This is a genomic window from Olleya sp. R77988 (genome assembly GCF_044594215.1).
Lineage (GTDB): Bacteria > Bacteroidota > Bacteroidia > Flavobacteriales > Flavobacteriaceae > Olleya.
On sequence record NZ_CP138988.1, the window covers coordinates 2,092,827 to 2,116,464 of the forward strand.

A 23,638-nucleotide genomic window follows, 5' to 3' on the forward strand; every position below is an offset into this window, starting at 1 on the left:
TGTTAAATAAATTAAAACCAAAAATTATGATTAGAAAAATGTATTTAGCTGTAATGGCTTTAGGATTATTAAGTGTATCATGTAGTAGTGATGATGATACACCACAAGTAGAAACTTCTGCATTAACATTAAATTTATCAGGTTTGGAAGCACTTGGTAGCGATTATGTGTATGAAGGTTGGGTTATTGTAAATGGTAATCCAGTATCAACTGGAACATTTAGTGATGTTACTTTTCCTCAAACTTTTCAAGTTGAAAGCTCTCAATTAGCTGCAGCAACAACTTTTGTGTTATCTATAGAACCAGCTGTAGACACTGACCCAGCTCCAGCTGACACCAAAATTTTAGCTGGTGATTTTTCAGGAACAAGTGCAAGTGTTAACTCTAATGGTATAGTTGCAGATTTTTCTGCTTCGACAGGAGAATATATTTTAGCTACACCAACAGATGATGATATGACAAACGAATCAAGTGGAGTTTGGTTTTTAAACAATTCTGGTGCAGCTCCTGTAGCAGGATTAGATTTGCCAACATTACCAGCAGGTTGGAAATATGAAGGATGGGCTGTCGTAGACGGAACACCTTTAAGTACAGGAACTTTTACAAATGTTGCTGCAGCTGATGAGTTTTCTGGTTTTAGCGGAATGAATATGTCTCCACCTTTTCCAGGAGAAGACTTTTTGTTTAATGAAGACGGTACGCCTAATATGTTAAATTTATTAGGACAAACTATAGTAATATCTGTAGAGCCTAGCCCAGATAATAGTCCAGCACCTTTTACTTTAAAACCATTAGCACATATGGTACCAGTAACTGCTGCATTACATACTCCAATAACAATGGGTACAGGTCCTGTTGTAACTTTAATGGGTACAGTTAGCAGATAATATATTTGTTATTTATTAAATTTGAAGCGTCTTTTAATTACAAAAAGACGCTTTTTTATTTTCTTAAGTTTTATGAAAACTCCAAAACTCAGCTTTAAAAATATCCTCTTTGGGTTATTTTTAGTGTTAATTATTATACCAAGTACTAGGCAACTTATACAAATACAATTGCATAAAGGGTTAGCGCAATTTTCTCCAAGTGTAGAGGATAAGGAGGATAGAGCTGTAATTAACAATTATAATTGGAATTTAATAGACATAAATGGTAATAAATATAATTTCCGTCAAACGGAAAACAAAGTTGTATTAGTTAGCTTTTGGGCAACCTGGTGTCCACCTTGTATTGCAGAATTACCAAGTCTCCAAAAATTATATGACGATTATAAAGATAAAATAGAATTTGTGTTTGTATCAAATGAAGATCCTAAAAAACTATATGAATTTAGTGTGCATAATGGTTATACCTTTAAAATTTATAATCCAGTTGAATCTCCAGCAATAGAATTATTTAAGGTAACTAGTATTCCAAGAACTTTTTTAATTGATAAAAATGGAGCTATTGTAATTGATAAATCTGGTGCTGCTAACTGGAATAGCGTAAAGGTTAGAAGTATTATAGATATACTTCTTAAAGATTAAAGCGTCTTAAAAAAAGCTTTAATAAAGCTCCAAGAAAATAACGAATACATCACTTTTAGTTCTTCTTTAAAAGAAGACTCTTCGTCTAAAAAACGGAACATGGTTTGTATTGAGTTTTTATTATAAAACTGTTGGAATATCCATTCTCCTTTATGGTTTTCATCTTTTAAAACTTTTAAAAAGACTTTATCATAAAACTTATATTTAGACTTAAATAAGTTTTTTGTAGGTAATTGATTGGTCTTTAAATTAGTTATTATTTTGTCTACTTTTTTTTCTGTATGTTTAAAACTATAACCAGTACTGCCTTTTACCCAACCACCTGCTGTACCAATTTTGGTAACCTTTTCTGTATTATATTTATCAAAAGGAAAATTAGTCATTGGTATTTGACCTTTTTCGGTTTCAATAATTTGATAATTTTTAATGTTTAGATAGTCTTTTATATACTGTTTTAAATACTTATCGTAAACTTGATCTTCAACTATATGTTCTGTAAAATAGGTAAATTCTACTAAAGCTTCGCGTTTTGAAAACGGTAAAACATATGTAAACGTAGTTTGATTACCATCTTTTAATCGGTAATCCATCATAGTTATTGTGTCTGTATCAAAACAATCGGTTTCTGTTTTAATAACCCAACCTTTAAAATGTTGTGTTATGTTAATATAATCAGGTAATTTTGATTTTATATTATTTGTAACTCTACTATCAAATACATGATTAGCTGTGTAGTTATTAATTTCTGTTGTAACTAAAACCGTTTCATTTTCTGTAACAGATGTAACATGCTCAACCAAAAAACTGATGTTTCCCTGAAGACTGATTTGTGCTTTAGCTTCAGTATAAAAGTCTATTGCACGTATGGTTTTGTAGGTATATGGAGTAAGATTTAAATCAATATTTTTATTAGAAGTGATGATTTTTGCTTTTTGCCAATTTTGATAGGTTATAGCATCCCATTTACTAGTTTTGGTTTCCCAAAAACTCCATGTTTTGTCGTTTGTTGTCTTAGTTGAAGCGTCTATTAAAGCAATTTGTTTATCCTTAAAAAAGATGTCTTTGCTTAATGCTAAAGCTAGTTGTAGACCTGCTAATCCATTACCAACTATTATGTAATCATAATGTTTAGGCATCTACATTATTTTTTGAAATATTTAAATGGCACAAATAACATCCCAAAACATTCTCCATCTTGTTTTCCTAAATGTTTATGGTGCATTTTATGTGCACGCCTTACACCTTTTGCGTACCAATTATTAGCATTTCTAAATAGTTTAAAACGTTGATGTATAAATATATCGTGAACCAAAAAATAGGCTGCTCCATAGGCCATAATACCTAGTCCTATTGGTAAGCAATACCATACATCATGGTAATTCCAAAGGTAGAAGCAAGTCATGCTTACTATTGCATAAAATATAAAAAAGGCATCGTTGCGCTCAAACCAGCTATCATGATCTTTGTGGTGATGGTCTTTGTGTAATGACCATAAAAAACCATGCATAACGTATTTGTGTGTAAACCAAGCCATAAACTCCATTGCAGAAAAGGTTCCTAAAAAAACTAATATCCAATATACGACTTGCATAATTATAATAAATTAAGTTGATATTTTACATAACTACGTGTTAGGAGCTCTGCTTTTTTGTAGTTAGGCACTCTAATACGTGTGTTTTTAATCTCTAAAGCTGGTGTCTTTTTTAATTTTTTAAGTAACTGATTGTAATAACGATAAGCCATAAATACACCAAATTTAGCTTCAATTGGTAATTTTTTAATCCCTTTTAAACCATTATTAAAATCTATTTCAATATCATTAATAATATTGAGCTTATCTTTTTCTGTTAGGTTTGTTAGATCTGTATTTGGAAAATACGTTCTATCTAATAACTCATGATCTGCTTTAAGATCGCGTAAAAAATTAACTTTCTGAAAGGCAGAACCTAATGACATTGCAGTTTCTTTTAAATCTTCAAACGTATTTTGGTTACCTTGTACAAAAACCTTTAAACACATTAAGCCAACAACATCTGCTGACCCATAAATATAATCTTTATATTCTTGTTCTGTTTCATATTTTGATTTTGTAATGTCTAGACGCATACTTTTCATAAAAGCATCAACCATATGTTTATCTATGTTACTTTTGTGATAAGTATGTTGAAATGAATTAAGTATTGGGTTTAAACTAATCCTGTCTTTTAGAGCAGCTTCTAAATCCGTTTCAAAACGGTTAAATAACTCTTCTTTATTATAGTCATGAAAGGTATCAACTATCTCATCAGCAAATCTAACAAAACCATATATATTATATATGTCTTGTCTAATAGTTTTAGATAACATCTTTGTAGCCAAAGAAAATGAAGTGCTATAAGATTTAGTGACCATCTTACTACATTGGTATGATACAGAATCGAATACTATTTTCATATTAGTTTTGGTGGTGTTTTTTGATTAATTTTGCAACTAATTTTCCAGATATAAGTGCTGGTGGGACACCAGGACCAGGCACTGTAAGTTGCCCTGTAAAATATAAATTACTAACTTTTTTACTTTTTAATTTAGGTCTTAAAAATGCTGTTTGTAATAGTGTATTAGCCATTCCGTAAGCATTTCCTTTATAGGAATTATAGTCTTTAATAAAATCATTAACACAAAATGATTCTTTGAATATAATACTTGATTTTATTTTTTGTTGTGTCAAACGTTCAAAACGGTTTATTATAATATCAAAATATTGTGATCTAAGCTCTGGTGTGTCTTCTATTCCTGGAGCTATTGGTATTAAAAAGAAACCAGTTTCTTTACCATCTGGAGCCATACTGTCATCTGTTATAGATGGAAAATTTGCATAAAACAATGGGTCTTTAGGCCATTTAGGAGTATCATAAATATCTTCAGCATGTGTTTCAAAATTAGTGTCGAAGAATAAGTTATGATGTTGTACGTTTTTTAACTTCTTATCTATTCCTATATAAAATAGGAGAGAAGAAGGCGCAAATGTCTTTTTACTCCAGTATTTCTCAGAATATTGTCTATACTTTAAGTCTAATAATGTTTCTGAATGATGATAATCTGCACCACTTAAAACAATATCAAATATTAAAGTTGTATTATCTACAACAATTGAAGTCGCCATTTTATCTTTAACATTAATTTTAGCTACTGGACTATTTGTATGTATCTTAACACCTAGACTTTTAGCTAATGCTGTCATTGCTTTAATAATTTGATACATGCCACCTTTTGGATGCCATGTACCCAAGCCAAAGTCTGCATAATTCATAAAGCTATAAAATGAAGGAGTTTTGCTTGGTTTTGCTCCTAAAAACAGTACAGGGAACTCTAATGTTGAAATTAATTTTGGGTTTTTAAAATGTTTTCTTAGGTCTGAGCTTATTGTTTTAAAAAATTGATCAATTCTTGTAACAGTTTCTTTTGTAACCAATTCAAAAGGCGAAATCCCAGGTTTTAAAACCACTTTATTGATAGCAATATCATAATGGGTTTGTGCTTTAGAAATAAATTTTTTTAAAGCTACAGAACTTCCAGGTTCTATGCGATCAAATTCTTTACATATTTTATCTAAGCTATCACCAATAGTTATTTCTTCATCTTTAAAAAAGATTTTATAAGCAGGAGATAATTTATCTAATTTATAATAGTCGGATGTTTTTTTATTAAAATCTGCAAAAAACTTGTCAAATATATCTGGCATCCAATACCAACTAGGACCAATGTCAAAAGTAAATCCTTCTTTTTTAAATTGTCGACATCGTCCTCCTATTGTTTCGTTTTTTTCATAGACACTAACATCATACCCATATTTTGCTAGATAGCAAGATGCAGAAAGAGCAGAAAACCCTGAACCTATTATGGCAATGCTTTTTTTCATATAATTTAAACCTGTTGTAAGTTTTCAATAACTTCTTTAGTAGAATTGCAAACTATTATTTTGGGGTTAGTTTGGTTGTCAATTAATGAAGTCATTCTTCCTGAAACAATTAATTTGTTATTTGAATCTTTAAGAAGTGTGTTACTAAATTTAGATAAGTATTTTTCTATTTGATCTTTATCAGGTTTTACGGTAAAACTTGAGATAAATGTAATGTCGTTATATTGTGACGTTAAAAAATCTAAACTTTCTAAAGGGACACTTCCTCCTAAGTATATGGAGTGAAAACCACTATTTGTTAGTTGATAATTAGTAAATAATAAGCCTAATTCATGCACTTCGTTTTCAGGTAAAAATAAAATGTATGTATTTGCTTTTTTTGACACTTTAAAGTTACTTAGAGCTTTTTCTGTATTTAAAATTATTTTCTGTTTTATAAGTTCTACTATAAAATGCTCATGTGCTGGAGTTATAGTATTTGTTTGCCAAAGCAAGCCAATCTCATCTAGTAGAGGGATAAATACATTATAAAATATTTTGCTAAAAGAGATCTCACTAATTAAATCATTATAAGTTTTATAAAATAACGATTGATCAAAGTTAATCATTGCTATTTTAAGTTGGTTTACAGAGTGATTGTTATTATTGTTTTTATTAGCTATTTCGTTGACAAATGCAGGTATTTGTTTACTGCTTAAATTGGCTATTTTTGAGATCTTATAACCATTATTGTTAAGATAGCTTATGTTTAGGATTTTTTGTAAACTAGATAAACTATAATACCTAATATTAGTATCAGTCCTATTAGGCTCAAATAAATTATAGCGTTTTTCCCATATTCTAATAGTGTGCGCTTTTATTCCTGAAAGATTTTCAAGGTCTTTAATGCTAAATTTGCTTTTTATATTGTTCATTGTTTTGCTAATATAGTTAAACAAAATATATTTAGGGTAAAAAAAAACTTTTTTTTGAATAATAAAATATAAAATAGATAGTGATAACGTGCGCACGAGAAGACTCGAACTTCCATGACCAAAAGTGGTCACTAGCCCCTCAAGCTAGCGCGTCTACCAATTCCGCCACGTGCGCTTTTGTAAAAATAAAGATAAAAAAAAAAGTTAAGCCTAAGCTTAACTTTTAATGTGACCAGTCTGGGGCTCGAACCCAGGCCCTCTCCTTAAAAGGGAGATGCTCTACCAACTGAGCTAACTGGTCTTTCTCGTTTGAGAGGTGCAAATATAATATGTTTTATTAATAATGCAACCCTATTTTAAAATATTTTTTTGTTTTTTTGTCTTAATAAAACCTATGATTTTAATAATCAATAATTAAGCTCAAAAATGAATTTAGTTTTAGTCGGATATATGGCATTTGGAAAGTCTACAATTGGTAAAAAATTGTCAAAATTGATGGATTTTGAGTTTGTAGATTTGGATTATTATATCGAAAAAAAAGAAAACTTAACTGTTTCCGAAATCTTTAAAACCAAAGGAGAAATTTATTTTAGAAAAATAGAACAACAATATTTAAAAGAAATTACCACTAATGCAGAAAAAACTATTATTTCGTTAGGAGGTGGCACACCATGCTTTTATGATACAATGGGATGGTTAAATGCTTTAGATAACTTCAAATCTATTTATTTAAAAACAAATTTAGACGTTTTAACAAATCGTTTGTATAAAGATAATCAAAGACCTTTAGTAAGTCATATTAAAACAAAAGAAGAGCTGAAAGACTTTATTGCAAAACATCTGTTTGAGCGTTCTTTTTATTATAATCAAGCACAAATAGTAATTGAGTCAACAAATAATGAAGAAGAAACTTTAAATAATATCTTATTTAAATTAATTTAAATAAGCTTTCCAGTCTTTACCTTCTAAATCAACTTGAACATGTTCGTTTAATGAAGTTGATAAAGAAATACCTTTATAATCTGCTTTAACTGGAAATTTTTTGTGGTTTCTATTAACTAGAACAGCAGTTTTAAATTGTTTTAAAGGAACGTCTAGAAAATGTTTAACGCTATAAATTAAAGTGGTTCCTGAATTTAAAACGTCATCTATTAAAACAACAGACTTATTTTTGTAATCTTCAATTTTTAAAGATGTTTTTAAAGGTAATCTAGGATTATTTTTATCTATTGTTATTTTACAAAGCGTTGGAGTTATTGGAGAAATTTTAGAAAGGATAGTTTTTAGTTTTTTAGCTAAAATGTAACCATTTACATCTATACCAGCTAATATGACTTCGCTTTCATTGGTATTAGCTTCGTAAATTTGAAAAGCAATGCGTCTTAATTTATTATTAATAGCATCTGTGTCTAAAATTATATTTTTTAATAATACCATGTGTTATTGTTCGTTTTCTAAGGATAATTCGTCTAAATCTCTTCGGTCTTTCTTTGTTGGTCTACCAACCCCTTTTTTTCTATAGTAATCTTTAGCTAATTTAAGCATTTCTTGTGCTTCAAATGCAGATTTAGGTGTTTTATCAACACGATAAATATCCACTAGTTTTGCTCCAACACGATTTGGAGGGATGTCTAAAACTGTTAATTTATAATTAACTTGGTCTTTTCTTAATTCAATAGTATCCGTTGGGTAAACATCTCTACTTGGTTTAACAACAGCGTCATTTATCTTAATATGACCTTTTTTACAAGCGGTTGTGGCTATACTTCGTGTTTTATAATACCTAACACACCATAAATACTTATCTATTCGCATACAAATTATCTAAAATTAACGTTAACGTTATTGCGCAAAATTATATTAAAACGTAACTTGCACTTCAAAAATAAGAATAATGAAATTAAGAAAAATAACATTTGCACTTTTATCTGTTTTAGTTTTAACTGTTGCTTGTAAAGATGATGAAGAAACAGTTGTCTTAGAAGAAAGAGATAAAGCAGAAGTATATGCGGAAGATATAGCAGAGATCGAAGAGTTTTTAAGTACACATACTTATAATTATGACGAATTTGATTTTAACAACCTTTATTCTTTAGGAAACGATGCATATGAAATTGTTTTTGATACTATAAGTGCAGAGAATAATAACTTAGATGCTATTTCATTATTGGATAGACCAGAATTAATGAGTAAAATAGTAACTGAAGATGATATTGATTATACGTTATATTATCTAAATTTAAGAGAAGGATTAGGAGATGTAGTACATTCGTTAGATGCTGTTGGAGTTTTATATGAAGGTAGTTTATTAGATGGAGAAGTATTTGATAGTGCTAATATTGTAAATGCCCCTTTTAATTTAACTAATGTAGGAAGTACTTTTGGAGTTATTACTGGTTTTAGAGAAGCTTTAATAGAGTTTAAAACACGAGATAGTTTTACGGAAAATGGAGATGGAACATATGTTAACCATAATTTTGGTATTGGAGCAGCGTTTATTCCTTCAGGTATAGGTTATTTTTCTAATGTAACTACTTCAATTTCTGCTTATTCGCCTTTAATTTTTAAGTTTGATTTATTAACAAGGTTAGATACGGATTATGATGGAGACTCAATCCCTTCATATCTTGAAGATTTAGATGGAGATGGAGATGGAAGTAATGATGATACAGATGAGGATGGATTTGCAAATTATGTAGATAATGATGATGATAATGACGGAGTGTTAACTACAAATGAGGATATTGATGGAGATGGTGACCCAACAAATGACGATACTGATGGTGACGGAATACCTAATTATTTAGATTCAGATTCAACAGAATCTAATTAGAAAATAAAATATTTTTAAAAAAAAGAGTCACTTAAAAGTGACTCTTTTTTTTATGCTTAAACATGTTCTATAACATTATAGATAAACTAAGTATCAGTTGTTCTGGTCTTGTGTCTAATCTATTTGGGTTTACAGTTGTAATATTATTAGTGATGATTGTTGCTTCATTATTATTAAATCCTCTTTCATAACGTAAGTCAATACCAACCTTTTTTAAACTAAAACTTAATCCAAAGTTTAACCCAATAGAAAAATCGTTTTCTAAATCGTTTATTGTAGAGTTTTCAAAACCACTATCTAAAACGTATTGAAGTGATGGTCCTCCAAAAACACTAATTGGACCTAAAACTTTCATCCCGAATAATATGGGAGCATCTAATTTTTTAAAGTCAAAAACCCCAGCATCGTAATCACTTTTAGTAGCTGTATAAATCAATTCAGGCCTAAAGTAAAACTTGTTTCCAAGTTTTCCAAAGACACCAATGTGGTAACCAATGTTTCTGTCAGGATCTTGATAGTTGCTAGTAATAGATTCAAAATAATCACCATTTCCATTGTAATTTAATCCGCCTTTAAAACCAAAACCGCTTCCAGTTTGAGCAAATATAAATGTCGAAAATAATAATGTAGCAATTGATGTTAAAATTAATTTTTTACTCACTTCAGTTCTATTTTGACTAAAGTATTCGTGAAATTTTTTTAAAATTTTCATAATTGTTGTTTTTTGATGAACATCTATAATAACGAAAATTATGCCAAAATATTTTTATAACCTACTATTCAGTAATTATTTATAACAAAAAAGAGGGTTAAACCATGGTTTGACCCTCTTTTAGAAAAAAATAAAAATTTATTTTCTTTTAATTACTTTTTCGCAAGCTTTAACAATTGCATCAGCATTTAAACCATACTTTTCCATAAGCTGGTCTGCGGTTCCAGATTCTCCAAAAGTATCATTAGTTGCAACATATTCTTGAGCTGTAGGTAAATGTTGAGATAATACTCTAGCTACACTTTCTCCTAAACCACCAAGATGGTTATGCTCTTCCGCAGTTACAACACATTTTGTCTTTTTTACAGATGCAATTATAGCATTTGCATCTAGAGGTTTAATTGTATGAATATTAATTACTTCTGCAGAAACCCCTTTTTCTTGTAATGTTTTAGCAGCTTCTAATGCTTCCCATACTAAATGTCCAGTTGCCAAAATAGTAACATCATTACCATCTTGTAAGTGTAAAGCTTTACCAATTTCAAATTTTTCATTTTCAGCAGTAAAATTTGCTACTTTTGGACGACCAAAACGTAGGTAAACTGGTCCATGGTGTTCTGCAATTGCTAATGTTGCAGCTTTAGTTTGATTATAATCGCATGGATTAATAACAACCATACCTGGAAGCATTTTCATTAATCCAATATCTTCCAAAATTTGATGCGTTGCTCCATCTTCGCCTAATGTTAATCCAGCATGAGATGCACAGATTTTTACATTTTTATCAGAATAAGCAATACTTTGTCTTATTTGATCATAAACACGACCTGTAGAAAAGCTAGCAAAGGTACCTGTAAATGGTATTTTTCCACCTATAGTCATTCCTGCAGCTAATCCCATCATGTTTGCTTCTGCAATACCAACTTGAAAAAATCGTTCTGGATGATTTTTTTTAAAATCGTCCATTTTTAAAGAACCTATTAAGTCTGCACAAAGTGCAACAACATTTTCATTAGTTTTTCCTAACTCAGTTAAACCAGCTCCAAAACCAGAACGTGTATCTTTGTTACCTGTATTTGTATATGTTTTCATAATTCTAAATCGTAAGTCTTAATTAGTAGTCGCCTAAAGTTTCTGCATTTTGAGCTAACCCAGTTGCTAGTTGCTCGTCATTTGGTGCTTTACCATGCCATGCATGTGTATGCATCATAAAATCTACACCATTACCCATAACCGTTTTTAAAAGAACACAAACAGGTTTTCCTTTTCCAGTTTTGTCTTTAGCTTCAGCCATTCCTTTTAAGATAGCATTAATGTTGTTTCCTTCTTCTATTTCGACAACAGTCCAACCAAATGCTTCAAACTTTGATCTAAAGCTTCCCATTGGTAAAACAGTATCTGTAGAACCATCTATTTGTTGACCATTTAAATCTATGGTAGCAATAATATTATCAACCTTGTTTCCAGAAGCGTATAATATAGCTTCCCAATTTTGTCCTTCTTGCATTTCTCCATCTCCATGTAAGCTATACACTAAATGCTTACAGCCATTTAGTTTTTTTGCTTGAGCTGCACCTAAAGCGACACTTAATCCTTGTCCTAAAGATCCAGATGCTATTCTAACACCTGGCAAACCTTCATGTGTTGTTGGATGACCTTGTAATCTTGTGTTTAGTAGTCTAAATGTATTTAATTCTTCTACTGGAAAATAACCAGATCTAGCTAATACGCTATAAAAAACAGGAGATATATGACCATTGGATAAGAAGAAAATATCTTCACCTAATCCATCCATATCAAATCCTTCTTTTCTATCCATTATGTCTTGGTAAAGTGCTACAAAAAATTCTGCGCAACCTAATGAACCTCCTGGATGACCAGAATTTACTTTATGTACCATACGTAAAATATCTCTACGTACTTGTGTGGTTAAATCCTCTAATTGTTGTGTGCTTGCCATGTTTTATGGGTTAGTTATTTTGTTTTCAAAATTAGTTGTTTAATACACCTCTACAAAAATTGAAGGTTTACACTTATTAACTAAATACACTGATTTCTTAACAATTGTTGTATTTTATTATTTGGTTTGACAAAATTTTCAATTTTAGCAACTATTTAAGACCCTTTGTATTTTTCTTATATATATTTGTTAGCTGAAGATTTAAGACAAATTAATGACATTCGATTTAAAAGCAAAAGACACACAAAGTAATGCTAGAGCAGGAGTAATGACAACAGATCATGGTGTTATTGAAACTCCAATATTTATGCCTGTAGGTACTGTTGGTACTGTAAAAGGTGTGCATCAAAGAGAATTAAGAGAGGATATTAACCCAGATATTATATTAGGTAACACCTATCATTTATATCTAAAACCTCAAATTGATGTTTTAGAAAAAGCTGGTGGTTTACACAAGTTTATGAATTGGGACAGAAATATTTTGACTGATTCTGGAGGTTATCAAGTGTACTCTTTGTCTTCAAATAACAAAATTAAAGAAGAAGGTGTAAAATTTAAATCTCATATTGATGGTAGCTACCATATGTTTACGCCAGAAAATGTAATGGAAATCCAACGTAGTATTGGAGCAGATATTATTATGGCTTTTGACGAGTGTACACCATATCCTTGTGATTATAATTATGCAAGACGATCCATGCACATGACACATCGTTGGTTAGAGCGTTGTTTAACACATTTGGATAAAACACCTTTAAAATATGATTATTCTCAATCATTTTTTCCGATTGTACAAGGAAGTACATACAAAGATTTACGTAAACAATCTGCAGAGTATATAGCTGGTGTTGGAGCAGAAGGTAATGCAATTGGTGGATTGTCTGTTGGTGAGCCAGCAGAGGAGTTGTATGCTATGACAGAGATTGTTACAGATATACTTCCAGAAGATAAACCACGTTATTTAATGGGTGTTGGAACACCAATTAATATTTTAGAAAACATCGCTTTAGGAGTAGATATGTTTGATTGTGTAATGCCAACCAGAAATGCTAGAAACGGAATGCTGTTTACTGCACATGGATCAATAAATATTAAAAATTTAAAATGGCGTGAAGATTTTTCTCCTATAGACCCAATGGATATTACTTTTGTAGATACAGAATATAGTAAAGCTTATTTAAGACATCTGTTTACTGTAAATGAAAGGTTAGGAGCACAGATTGCAACAATACACAATCTTGGTTTTTATCTTTGGTTAACAAGAGAGGCAAGAAAACACATTATAGCTGGAGATTTTAGAGTTTGGAAAGATAAAATGGTTAAACAAATGGATAAACGTTTGTAAGTGAAAATATTAGATTGGTACATATTAAAACGTTATTTACTGACTTTTGCAGTTATGTTAGTATTGTTTATACCTATTGGTATAACTGTACATTTAGCAGAAAAAATTGGTAAAATTCTTGAAAGGAATGTGCCTTTTGGCGAAGTCATGCAGTACTTACTAGATTTTACTATTTATTTTGCACATTTATTATTTCCTTTATTTTTGTTTTTATCTGTAATATGGTTTACTTCTAAGTTGGCTAATAATACAGAAGTTATTGCATTTTTAAGTTCTGGAGTATCTTTTACACGTTTTTTAAGACCTTATTTAATTGGTGGTGTCCTTGTAGCTATAGTTTCGATAATTTTAGGGTTATACTTAGCGCCAAATGCTAGTAAAGGCTTTAATAATTTTAAGTATAAATACCTCTCCGGAAAAAAAGCAGCAAACACCACAAATGTGTTAAAACAGATAAATGATAATGATATTATTTACGTTACTAGTTTTGATACAAAAAACAAAAAAGGAACTAATTTTACTTTAGAGCATTTTGAAGATGGTAAAATGACTTATAAAATGAGTGCTTCTAATATTAGATACGTGGAAGAAGATTCTGCTTTTGTACTTCGTAATTATTTTAAAAGAACCATTGGAGAAAATAATGATGGATTAGAAATTGTAAGAAAAAAAGACACTGTTTTTTCTTTTGATTTAGAAGATTTAACTCCAGAAGATTATATAGCAGAAACCTTAGCTTATCCAGAACTAGTTAAGTTTATTGATAGAGAAGAAAAGAGAGGATCAAAATTTATTGGGCGTTATAAGTTGGCCAAATACCAAAAGTGGAGCTTACCAGTTTCGGTTTTTATTTTAACAATTATTGCTGTAGCTGTATCCTCTAGAAAACGTCGTGGAGGAATGGGAGTTAATCTTGCATTTGGTATCTGTATAGCAATGATATTTGTCTTTTTTGATAAGATTTTTGGTACGTTAGCATCACAATCTAATTTTTCGCCTTTACTAGCAGTTTGGTTTCCTAATATTATTTTTGGAATCCTAGCTATTATCTTATTGCGCAATGCAAAACGATAAGCTAAAAAATTATTTACACCTACATTTCCTGGTATTTATAGCTGGATTTACTGCTATTCTAGGAAAATTAATTACTATAAATGCAGTAAGTTTAGTTTGGTATAGAATGCTAATTGCTACTGTTTTAATGTTTATTTATATTAAAACTAAGAAGATAAATATTTCTATTTCAAAAAAAGCATTATTTAAATTATCAATTGCAGGTGTTATTATAGCTTTACATTGGATTACCTTTTTTGGATCGATTCAAGTCTCAAATGTATCTATTGCTTTAGCTATGTTTTCTACAGGTGCTTTCTTTGCTTCAATTATAGAGCCTATAATTTATAAACGAAAAATAATAGCATATGAGATTGTTTTTGGGTTACTTGTAATAGTTGGTATTTATTTAATTGTGCAAAGCGAATTAAAATATATTAACGGAATGATTCTAGGTGTTGTTTCTGCATTTTTATCCTCATTATTTGCGGTGTTAAATGGTAAGTTTTTAGAAGAACACACAGCAACTAAAATTTCTTTTTACGAGTTTATAAGTGGTGTATTATTTATTTCAATATATATATTAATTATTGGAGACGGTTTAGACGCTAGTTTCTTTAATATTTCGGCTTTAGATGGATTATGGTTATTTATTTTAGCTTCAATTTGTACTGCTTACGCTTTTATAGCATCTGTATATGTCATGAAATTTATAAGTCCATACACAGTAGTGTTAACCTATAATCTAGAACCTATTTACGGAATTATATTAGCATTAATCTGGTTTCCGGAAACCGAAACGATGTCAACCTCTTTTTATATAGGAGCTTTCATTATTTTAGGTGTTGTTTTGTTAAATGGAGTACTTAAAAACTGGAAAAATTTAAAGATAAAAAAAGCTAGTAAAACTGATTGATTATCAGTTATTAACGTTAAAATTTATTCATTTTAATTGTATTCATAAAAAATGAAACAAAAAAAATGTAATTTTGTAAATTAACTCATAAACAAAACTATCATTCCCTATGGAATATTTAGAATTTGAATTACCAATAAAAGAATTAGAAGACCAGTTGGATAAATGCCAAATCATTGGAGAAGAAAGTGATGTGGATGTAACCCAAACTTGTAAACAAATCCAAAAAAAGCTTCTTGCTACTAAAAAGGATATATATAAAAATTTAACAGCTTGGCAACGTGTGCAATTATCGCGTCATCCAAATAGACCTTATACATTAGATTATATTAATGCCATTTGTGGTGATACATTTTTAGAGCTTCATGGTGATAGAAATGTAAAGGATGATAAAGCTATGATTGGTGGTCTGGGTAAAATTGGAGACCAAAGTTTTATGTTTATTGGACAACAAAAAGGGTACAACACTAAAACACGTCAATACCGTAATTTTGGAATGGCAAACCCAGAAGGCTATCGTAAAGCTTTACGATTAATGAAATCTGCTGAAAAGTTTGGTATTCCTGTTGTAACTTTAATTGATACTCCAGGTGCTTATCCAGGATTAGAAGCAGAAGAAAGAGGACAAGGTGAAGCAATTGCTAGAAATATATTAGAAATGACACGTCTTAAAGTACCTATTATTACTATTATTATAGGTGAAGGAGCTTCTGGTGGAGCTTTAGGGATAGGTGTTGGAGATAAAATTTTAATGTTAGAAAACGCTTGGTATTCGGTAATCTCACCAGAAAATTGTTCGTCAATTTTATGGAGAAGTTGGGAGTATAAAGAAATAGCTGCAGAAGCACTTAAACTAACAGCTAAAGATGCTATGAAAATTAAAGTAGTAGATCAAATAATAAAAGAACCACTTGGTGGTGCACATACAGATCGCGAAACTACTTTTAAAACAGTATGTGACACAATTGTAGCTTCTTTTGATGAATTAAAAAACTTATCACCAAAAGAATTGGTGAATAAACGTATTGAGAAATATTCAAATATGGGAGATTTTAAAGGGTAGACCTTATAAAACCATTTGCTAACAAAATCTGAAGCAAATGCTTCAGATTTTTTTTGTGCTTATTAACAAAAAAATGGAGTTATTAACATTATAAATGTTAACTACATGTTAAGATTGAGTAACTTTACAATTCAATTGTTCTTAACAATTTATTTACTTTCGTAATCCTTAAAATCTGTATTGATTTTAATCAATAATTAACCAAAAACCATTAAGTTTTTACTAAAATTTTAGTTTTAATAAATGAAGCAACCTAATCAAATAAAAGGTTATCAAGTAGACAAAAGCACCATTATTAGTCTTGAAAAGGGTAAGATTCCTCCACAAGCTCTAGATTTGGAAGAAGTAGTGCTTGGAGCTATGATGATTGATAAAAAAGGGGTTGATGAGGTTATTGATATTTTAAGCCCAGATGCTTTTTATAAAGAAGCGCATCAACATATATTTGAAGCCATCTTTATGTTGTTTCAAGAGAGTCAACCTATTGACTTATTAACAGTTTCTACCCAATTAAAGACAAACTCTAAGTTAGATTTAGCTGGTGGAGATTTTTACTTAATTTCGTTAACACAAAAAGTATCTTCTTCTGCTCATATCGAGTTTCATGCTCGTATTATATTACAAAAATTTATACAGCGTAGTTTAATTAAAATTTCTTCAGAAATTATTGAAGAAGCTTATGACGAAACTCAAGATGTATTTGATTTATTAGATAAAGCAGAATCTAGATTATATGAAGTTACACAAGGAAACATTAAAAAATCTAGTGAAACCGCTCAAGATCTTGTAATACAAGCCAAAAAGAAAATTGAAGAGATTTCAAAAAAAGAAGGAATGAGTGGTGTCCCTTCTGGATTTACTAAGTTAGATAAGCTAACTTCAGGATGGCAAGAAAGTGATTTAATTATTATTGCTGCACGTCCAGGTATGGGTAAAACCGCTTTTACTTTAACTATGGCTAGAAATGTAGCTGTAAATCATAATATACCAGTAGCTTTTTTCTCTTTAGAGATGGCTTCTGTACAATTAATAACTCGTTTAATATCTAGTGAAACTGGGTTGTCTTCAGAAAAACTAAGAACAGGAAAACTTGAAAAGCACGAGTGGGAACAGCTTAACGTAAAGGTTAAAGCATTAGAAAAAGCACCATTGTTTATTGATGATACACCATCGTTATCAATTTTTGATTTACGTGCAAAAGCACGTCGTTTAGCATCGCAACATGGTATTAAAATGATCATGATTGATTATTTACAATTAATGACAGCAGCAGGATCTGGAGGTAATCGTGAACAAGAGATATCTACCATTTCTAGAAACTTAAAAGCATTAGCAAAAGAGCTTAGTGTACCAGTAATTGCATTATCGCAATTGTCTCGTGCAGTAGAAACACGTGGAGGGAGTAAACGACCATTGCTATCAGATTTACGTGAATCTGGAGCGATTGAGCAAGATGCAGATATTGTAAGCTTTATTTACAGACCAGAATATTATAAAATTGACGAATGGGATGATGAAGAACGATCTCCAACAGAAGGTCAAGGAGAGTTTATTGTTGCAAAACACCGTAATGGTGGACTAGAAAGTATACGTTTAAAGTTTATTGGTCACTTAGGGAAGTTTGATAATTTAGACGATTTTGATACACCTTTTGGGCAAGAGTTTCATAGTAAAATGAATGCTGCAGCTAACGATGATACTTTTGCGCCAGACAATTTCCCGTCTGCAAGTGATGCTTTTGGAGCACCAGAACCGGATGATAATGATGTTCCTTTTTAATAAAAATAAAATACTTACTACTATAAATGGATAAAACTAAAACTACTAATTATTTACTATTAATAATTGTTATCCCAATTATATTTTACTTACTAAAAGTGCTGTCATTTATATTTGTGCCTTTAGTATTTTCTATGTTTATAGCATTATTATTTTTACCATTAATGCGATTTTTACGTAAACGTAAAGTGCCTAAAGCACTAAGTGTTGTAATAGTATTATTAGTTATAGCAATTGGTGTCAAGATTGGTGTAGAATTAGTCAAACTATCTAGTAGAGAAATTTTAGCATCAGACTCTCAGTTTTTTCATAAAGCAGAAACTAAAATCAATGCATTAGTAGATAGTATAGAAGGCTTTTTTGGAGCTGAAAAGGTAGAAGGTAGTAAATCTTTAACACGTCTTTTAAATAAAGAAGCTTTATTAGGAAACCTGTCTCCAACCTTAAGTTTTATAACTAAGTTTTTAACTGCCTTATTAATGACTACCTTTTTTGTGGTGCTATGGTTAGCAGAATCTATTAATGTGGAACAACTAATTAATAAGACAATTTTAAAGAAAAAACATACGTCTATTAAAACATTTATGAAAATTGAAAAAGACTTAATTAAGTTTATAAAGGTTAAGTTTTTAGTTAGTTTTTTAACAGGAGTATTTACTGGGTTTGCCTGTTATTTTTTTGATGTTAGTTTCCCTATTTTTTGGGGACTGTTTGCTTTCTTAATTAATTTTGTACAGATGGTAGGCTCTTTTATTACAGTAATACTATTATCAATTTTTGCTTTTGTAGAATTAGAAACGTCTAGTAGGTTATTATTTTTTATAATTTCTATTGCTGGAACACAAGTATTGTATGGTAGTATTTTAGAGCCTGTATTTATGGGTAAATCATTCTCTATAAATGTAATTGCTGTATTAGTAATGTTAATGTTTTGGGGTTATATTTGGGGTATTCCAGGTTTAATAATGGCAATTCCAATTACTGTATTTCTTAAAATTATTTTCGAGCAATTTCCAAAAACAAAAATCATTTCAGATTTACTCTCTGGAGCTTAAAGTTAATTTATTGTCATTCCTTTTTTAAAAGTTGTTTTTTAAGTATCTTTCTAAAGCTTAAAATATTTTAAAAATATGGTTCATGGTACTCATAACTCTTTAGTAGATAAAAGAAACAATGACATTAAAATTTACATAAATGGAGAGTATTTTAATCGCAATGAGGCAAAAGTTTCTGTTTTTGATAGTGGGTATTTAGTTGGTGATGGTATATGGGAAGCCATGAGATTACATAAAGGTGTCTTAGTTTTTCTTAAAGACCATTTAACTAGATTATGGTCAGCTGCTGCTACAATTGGTATGCAATTTCCTTTTACACAAACTGAGTTAATTAAAACTATTAAGGAAGTTCTTAATCATAACAATATGTATGACAATGTACATGTAAGAGTTATGATTACTCGTGGGATAAAAAAAACACCTTCTCAAGATCCTAGGTTAACAATTTCAGGACCTAATATTGTCATAATTCCAGAATATAAAGTCGCTTCTATAGATAGTAAAGAAAAAGGGATAACTTTATTTACTAGTACTATTAGGAGAGGATCACCAGATTATTTAGACCCAAAATTAAACTGTCATAGTAAGCTACATGAAGTACAAGCTTTAATTCAAGCAATTAATGCAGGTGCTGATGAAGCATTAATGTTAGATGTTAATGGGTTTGTATCTACTTGTAATGCAACTAATTTTTTTATTGTTAAAAATGGAGAAGTCTGGACATCTACAGGTCAATATTGTATGAACGGTATTACTAGAGCTAAAGTTATAGAGGTGTGTCAAACCAATGGTATTAAATGTTTTCAAAAAGACTTTTCGTTATTTGATGTTTATGGAGCAGATGAAGCATTTGTAACTGGGACTTTTGGAGGTTTAACTCCTGTAACAAAAATAGATGGAAGAGTAATTGGAACTAAAAACTTTGGAGATGTAACAAGAGAGTTAAGTGGTCTTTATAATAAACTAATTGAAAAAGTTGTTAAAGATGATACCCAATAATATAAAACGTATTTGTCTTTGGTCTGGACCAAGGAATATTTCTACAGCATTAATGTATTCTTTCGCGCAAAGGGAAGATACAAAGGTTTTTGACGAACCGTTATACGCTTATTATTTAGCAAATTCAAAAGCAAAAGAGTACCATCCTGGAGCAGATGATATTTTAAAATCTCAAAAGAATAATGGTAGTGATGTCGTAGCAACTATGCTAAACGATCAGTCAAGTCCTATATTATTTTTTAAACAAATGACACATCATTTCTTAGATGGTTTAGATAAGGGGTTTTTAAAGCAAACTATAAATATTATTCTTACTAGAGATCCAAAAGATATGATACCTTCTTTTGCAAAAGTTATAGAAAAACCTACAATAGATGATATTGGTTATGCAAAACATGTAGAATTATTAAATTATTTAAAATCAACAGATAATCCACCAATTGTTTTAGATTCTAAAAGTGTGCTACTAAACCCAGAAAAGACTTTAAGAAAACTATGTTTAGCTATAGGTATACCATTTAATCTAAACATGTTAAAATGGAAAGCTGGATCAAGACCTGAAGATGGTGTATGGGCAAAATATTGGTATTCAAACGTACATAAGTCTACTTCTTTTGGAGCTTATAAACCTAAAACAGATCCTTTTCCAGAAAGTCTAATTCCATTACTAGAAAAGTGCTTGCCATATTACAATCAATTATTACAATATAACATAGGTTAAAAATAGTTTAAAGATTTATAAAAGGCCTATTTTTTGATTATCTTTCATTTATGAAAAAAACAATTGTTTTATTTTTACTGTTACTTATTACAACACAATCATTTGCGTCATACATTCTAATTCCAATGGATGCAGATACTCAAAAAAACCATTTAAAAGCCTATGGTATTTGCTATTGGACTTTAGAAAAAGATGTAAAAGTAAAATGGTTACTTAATTATAGAGGAGGCTCGTTTTTATTACCAGATAGCCAAGATATTCAAGATGAGTGCCAAATTAGAGGTGTGAGTTTTGAGGTTATTTCGGATGCTAAAACAGAACAAATTCTTAAAGAGATAAGCAGTCCAAGTAAAAATATGGAAGCTGTAATTTTAGAAAAAGCACCTAAAATTGCAGTATATACACCAAAAGGAAAACTACCTTGGGATGACGCAGTAACTATGGTTTTAAGCTATGCAGAAATACCATACGAAACCATTTATGATGAAGAAGTCCTAAAAGACGAATTACTTTTATACGATTGGTTGCACCTTCATCATGAAGATTTTACTGGGCAATTCGGAAAATTTTATGCAAGATATCGTCAAGCTGCATGGTATATTCAAGAAAAAAAAGATGCAGAAGCCTTAGCAACAAAATTAGGATACACAAAAGTGTCCGAAGCAAAACGTGATGTAACCTTAAAAATAAGAGATTATGTAGTAGGAGGTGGATTTATGTTTGCCATGTGTAGTGCAACAGATAGTTTTGACATTGCATTATCAGCAGATGGTATTGATATATGCGAGCCTATGTTTGATGGAGACGCAAGTGATGCCAATTACCAATCAGACATTGATTTTTCAAAAACCTTTGCCTTTAAAGAGTACACTTTAGAACGCAGTCCAATGGTTTATGAGTTTTCAAGTATAGACATGACCACAAAGCGTAAAATCCCAAAAGAAACAGATTACTTTTCACTTATGGATTTTTCAGCAAAATGGGATCCAATACCAACCATGTTATGTCAAAATCACACAGCGTTAGTTAAAGGATTTATGGGACAAACTACATCTTTTACACGCGACCAAATCAAGTCCAATGTGTTGGTAATGGGAGAAAACAAAACCAATGGAGAAGCCAAATATATACATGGTATAAAAGGAAAAGGCTTTTTTACCTTTTATGGTGGGCATGATCCGGAAGACTATACTCATAAAGTTGGTGATCCTAAAACCGAGTTAGAATTGCATCCAACATCACCAGGATACAGGCTAATTTTAAATAACGTTTTATTTCCAGCAGCAAAAAAGAAAAAACAGAAGACTTAATTTAATTTTGGCGTTGCCACAAGGGTCAGGCTTTTGCAAGTCGCAATCAAAGATGTGCTCCAACAATTGCTCAACAACGAAGTAATCATGAATACAATAATAGCATTATAAAAAAATGAATAATCCTTAACGCAATGTCTCAATCAAAAAGCTTTATCAAAAAACAGTAATATTTCAATCTTTATTTTATGACATCAAAAGAGCAAATTCTAAAAAAAATAGAAATCTTAATCACAAACCATTTTGACTCACCCAAAAAGGCATTCGCTTTTTTTGACGAAGATGGAGATAAAAAACTATCAAAATCCGAAATAAAAAACCTTTTACAAGAAGCAGAAATTAGTGGGTTTATTAGAGGTATAGTAGCTTCAAAATTAATTGACGGATATGATACAGATGGAGATAAACAAATAAGTTGGTCAGAATTTAAAATAGCAATCGAAGAAATTTCTTTATAAAAAATCTATTGAAAAACACGATTCTACAATTTTTAAGACTACTATTATCGACTATAATTTTTTGGTCATTGGCATTCTGTTTGTTTATAATGATTCGTTATTTTCAAGTAGGAGAGGAAGGAGGTGCTGCTTTTGGTTATAATCCAGAAGACATAGTACGTATAGGTCCTTGGTTAGAGTTTGGTGTTTATGCAGGAATAGTTGTTGGTTTTGTATATGCAATTGTCGAGTTTCTTTTCGAAAAGCTAAACCTTAGTAAACAAGCAACAGGACTGGTGTTAATAGAAAAATCTTTTATCTACTTAACCATGCTTATACTATCATCTAACTTTATATTTGGGTTGGTAGAAGTGCAAATGGATAGAGATCTTCCAAATCATGAAGGTTGGTGGAAGGACAGTAAAGTATTCTGGTTAATTGTATTCTACTTTATTATTTGCTCTTTAATATTTTCATTTTTAAAAATAGCTAAAGACAACTTTGGTAGAGGTGTATTATTCAATCAGTTAATAGGTAAGTATAAAAAACCACGAGAAGAACGACGCATTTTTATGTTTTTAGACCTAAAAGGATCCACAACAATAGCAGAGCAACTTGGGCATTATAAGTATAGTCAATTAATACAAGAATGCTTTTACGATTTAAATCGAGTTGTCGATAATTATAAAGGAGAAATATATCAATATGTAGGTGATGAGGCAGTTATAAGTTGGACTTTTGATAACGGAATAGATAACAATAACTGTGTGGAATTGTTTTATAAATTTGAGAATAGATTATTAAAAAAAGAAAAATATTATCAAAAGCATTTTGGTTTACTACCAAAGTTTAAAGCAGGATTACATGGTGGAAAGTTAATTGTTACAGAAGTAGGAACAATAAAAAAGGAGATAGCTTATCATGGAGACGTTATAAATACGTCAGCTAGAATACAAGGTGAATGTAATAAATACAACCAAACACTTCTAATATCTGAGCGTTTGTTGGACAAATTAAAGCTTCATAAGTATAAATTAGAATCCATTGGTAATATTTCTTTAAAAGGAAAAGAGCAAGAGGTTAAATTGTTTTCTATTAATCAAAAGTAGAACTATTT

At 30.3% G+C, this 23,638-nt stretch carries 25 protein-coding genes and 2 tRNA genes; 15 read left to right on the top strand and 12 right to left on the bottom strand.

Going from position 1 to position 23,638, the window contains the following annotated elements; genetic code table 11:
- Nucleotides 1–26: 26 nt before the first annotated feature.
- Nucleotides 27–887 carry an anti-sigma factor gene (locus SJY17_RS09475; protein ID WP_397362324.1) on the top strand — a complete coding sequence of 287 codons (861 nt, stop codon included), beginning with the start codon at nt 27–29 and terminating at the stop codon, nt 885–887.
- 72 nt (nt 888–959) lie between these two features.
- Entirely contained in the window at nt 960–1,526 is a 567-nt protein-coding gene (locus SJY17_RS09480) for a TlpA family protein disulfide reductase (protein ID WP_397362325.1), read from the top strand.
- Here the strand turns inward: SJY17_RS09480 and SJY17_RS09485 are convergent.
- The 7 genes from SJY17_RS09485 to SJY17_RS09515 all read right to left on the bottom strand — a co-directional run bounded on the left by SJY17_RS09485 (nt 1,523) and on the right by SJY17_RS09515 (nt 6,639).
- The gene (locus SJY17_RS09485; RefSeq protein WP_397362326.1) at nt 1,523–2,662 is read right to left on the bottom strand and encodes a lycopene cyclase family protein; all 1,140 of its coding nucleotides are present in this window, start codon (nt 2,660–2,662) and stop codon (nt 1,523–1,525) included. The genes SJY17_RS09480 and SJY17_RS09485 overlap by 4 nt on opposite strands.
- 5 nt (nt 2,663–2,667) lie before the next feature.
- Nucleotides 2,668–3,117: a beta-carotene hydroxylase gene (locus SJY17_RS09490; protein WP_397362327.1), complete on the bottom strand. Its 450-nt coding sequence runs from the start codon at nt 3,115–3,117 to the stop codon at nt 2,668–2,670.
- Between the two features lie 2 nt (nt 3,118–3,119).
- On the bottom strand, nt 3,120–3,959 hold the full coding sequence (locus SJY17_RS09495; protein WP_397362328.1) for a phytoene/squalene synthase family protein: 840 nt from the start codon (nt 3,957–3,959) through the stop codon (nt 3,120–3,122).
- Nucleotide 3,960: 1 nt separating this feature from the next.
- Nucleotides 3,961–5,424 (bottom strand): phytoene desaturase family protein, encoded by a 1,464-nt coding sequence (locus SJY17_RS09500; protein ID WP_397362329.1) that lies wholly within the window; start codon nt 5,422–5,424, stop codon nt 3,961–3,963.
- Between the two features lie 5 nt (nt 5,425–5,429).
- Entirely contained in the window at nt 5,430–6,338 is a 909-nt protein-coding gene (locus SJY17_RS09505) for a MerR family transcriptional regulator (protein ID WP_397362330.1), read from the bottom strand.
- Nucleotides 6,339–6,427: 89 nt separating this feature from the next.
- Nucleotides 6,428–6,513, bottom strand: a tRNA-Leu gene (locus tag SJY17_RS09510).
- Nucleotides 6,514–6,567: 54 nt separating this feature from the next.
- Nucleotides 6,568–6,639, bottom strand: a tRNA-Lys gene (locus SJY17_RS09515).
- 125 nt (nt 6,640–6,764) lie between these two features.
- Between SJY17_RS09515 and SJY17_RS09520 the strand changes: the two genes are divergently transcribed.
- On the top strand, nt 6,765–7,280 hold the full coding sequence (locus SJY17_RS09520) for a shikimate kinase (protein ID WP_397362331.1): 516 nt from the start codon (nt 6,765–6,767) through the stop codon (nt 7,278–7,280).
- On the opposite strand, the gene SJY17_RS09525 is transcribed toward SJY17_RS09520, so the two are convergent.
- Entirely contained in the window at nt 7,272–7,775 is a 504-nt protein-coding gene (locus SJY17_RS09525) for a phosphoribosyltransferase family protein (RefSeq protein WP_397362332.1), read from the bottom strand. The two genes, SJY17_RS09520 and SJY17_RS09525, sit on opposite strands and share 9 nt — an antisense overlap.
- Before the next feature lie 3 nt (nt 7,776–7,778).
- The gene (locus SJY17_RS09530; RefSeq protein ID WP_397362333.1) at nt 7,779–8,153 is read right to left on the bottom strand and encodes an RNA-binding S4 domain-containing protein; all 375 of its coding nucleotides are present in this window, start codon (nt 8,151–8,153) and stop codon (nt 7,779–7,781) included.
- A 79-nt stretch (nt 8,154–8,232) separates the two neighbouring features.
- On the opposite strand from SJY17_RS09530, the gene SJY17_RS09535 reads away from it, so the two are divergent.
- The gene (locus SJY17_RS09535; RefSeq protein ID WP_397362334.1) at nt 8,233–9,171 is read left to right on the top strand and encodes an FKBP-type peptidyl-prolyl cis-trans isomerase; all 939 of its coding nucleotides are present in this window, start codon (nt 8,233–8,235) and stop codon (nt 9,169–9,171) included.
- 67 nt (nt 9,172–9,238) lie between these two features.
- Here SJY17_RS09535 and SJY17_RS09540 read toward each other — a convergent pair whose 3' ends face one another.
- The 3 genes from SJY17_RS09540 to SJY17_RS09550 form a co-directional block, all read right to left on the bottom strand.
- Complete coding sequence (locus SJY17_RS09540) at nt 9,239–9,883, bottom strand: hypothetical protein (protein WP_397362335.1); 645 nt, start codon at nt 9,881–9,883, stop codon at nt 9,239–9,241.
- Nucleotides 9,884–10,021: 138 nt separating this feature from the next.
- Nucleotides 10,022–10,975 carry a transketolase family protein gene (locus tag SJY17_RS09545; RefSeq protein WP_397362336.1) on the bottom strand — a complete coding sequence of 318 codons (954 nt, stop codon included), beginning with the start codon at nt 10,973–10,975 and terminating at the stop codon, nt 10,022–10,024.
- Nucleotides 10,976–10,997: 22 nt separating this feature from the next.
- Nucleotides 10,998–11,843, bottom strand: coding sequence for a transketolase (locus SJY17_RS09550; RefSeq protein ID WP_397362337.1), 846 nt, complete (start codon nt 11,841–11,843; stop codon nt 10,998–11,000).
- A 214-nt stretch (nt 11,844–12,057) separates the two neighbouring features.
- Between SJY17_RS09550 and tgt the strand changes: the two genes are divergently transcribed.
- From tgt to SJY17_RS09605, 11 genes are all read left to right on the top strand, one after another.
- Nucleotides 12,058–13,188, top strand: a complete 1,131-nt coding sequence (gene tgt, locus SJY17_RS09555) for a tRNA guanosine(34) transglycosylase Tgt (protein WP_397362338.1) — start codon at nt 12,058–12,060, stop codon at nt 13,186–13,188.
- Complete coding sequence (locus SJY17_RS09560) at nt 13,189–14,262, top strand: LptF/LptG family permease (protein ID WP_397362339.1); 1,074 nt, start codon at nt 13,189–13,191, stop codon at nt 14,260–14,262.
- Nucleotides 14,249–15,157, top strand: a complete 909-nt coding sequence (locus SJY17_RS09565) for a DMT family transporter (RefSeq protein ID WP_397362340.1) — start codon at nt 14,249–14,251, stop codon at nt 15,155–15,157. Before SJY17_RS09560 ends, SJY17_RS09565 begins: the two co-directional genes overlap by 14 nt.
- 109 nt (nt 15,158–15,266) lie before the next feature.
- Nucleotides 15,267–16,220 carry an acetyl-CoA carboxylase carboxyltransferase subunit alpha gene (locus SJY17_RS09570; protein ID WP_397362341.1) on the top strand — a complete coding sequence of 318 codons (954 nt, stop codon included), beginning with the start codon at nt 15,267–15,269 and terminating at the stop codon, nt 16,218–16,220.
- Between the two features lie 243 nt (nt 16,221–16,463).
- A complete protein-coding gene (gene dnaB, locus SJY17_RS09575) occupies nt 16,464–17,999 on the top strand; it encodes a replicative DNA helicase (RefSeq protein ID WP_397362342.1) in 1,536 nt (511 codons plus the stop codon).
- A gap of 26 nt (nt 18,000–18,025) precedes the next feature.
- Nucleotides 18,026–19,054 carry an AI-2E family transporter gene (locus SJY17_RS09580; RefSeq protein ID WP_397362343.1) on the top strand — a complete coding sequence of 343 codons (1,029 nt, stop codon included), beginning with the start codon at nt 18,026–18,028 and terminating at the stop codon, nt 19,052–19,054.
- 75 nt (nt 19,055–19,129) lie between these two features.
- The gene (locus SJY17_RS09585) at nt 19,130–20,053 is read left to right on the top strand and encodes an aminotransferase class IV (protein WP_397362344.1); all 924 of its coding nucleotides are present in this window, start codon (nt 19,130–19,132) and stop codon (nt 20,051–20,053) included.
- On the top strand, nt 20,040–20,774 hold the full coding sequence (locus tag SJY17_RS09590) for a sulfotransferase family protein (protein ID WP_397362345.1): 735 nt from the start codon (nt 20,040–20,042) through the stop codon (nt 20,772–20,774). The genes SJY17_RS09585 and SJY17_RS09590 overlap by 14 nt, the downstream gene beginning before the upstream one ends.
- Before the next feature lie 125 nt (nt 20,775–20,899).
- Nucleotides 20,900–22,084, top strand: coding sequence for an asparagine synthetase B (locus tag SJY17_RS09595; RefSeq protein WP_397364869.1), 1,185 nt, complete (start codon nt 20,900–20,902; stop codon nt 22,082–22,084).
- A gap of 188 nt (nt 22,085–22,272) precedes the next feature.
- On the top strand, nt 22,273–22,542 hold the full coding sequence (locus tag SJY17_RS09600; RefSeq protein ID WP_397362346.1) for an EF-hand domain-containing protein: 270 nt from the start codon (nt 22,273–22,275) through the stop codon (nt 22,540–22,542).
- 89 nt (nt 22,543–22,631) lie between these two features.
- Nucleotides 22,632–23,630: an adenylate/guanylate cyclase domain-containing protein gene (locus tag SJY17_RS09605; RefSeq protein WP_397362347.1), complete on the top strand. Its 999-nt coding sequence runs from the start codon at nt 22,632–22,634 to the stop codon at nt 23,628–23,630.
- Nucleotides 23,631–23,638 lie beyond the last annotated feature (8 nt).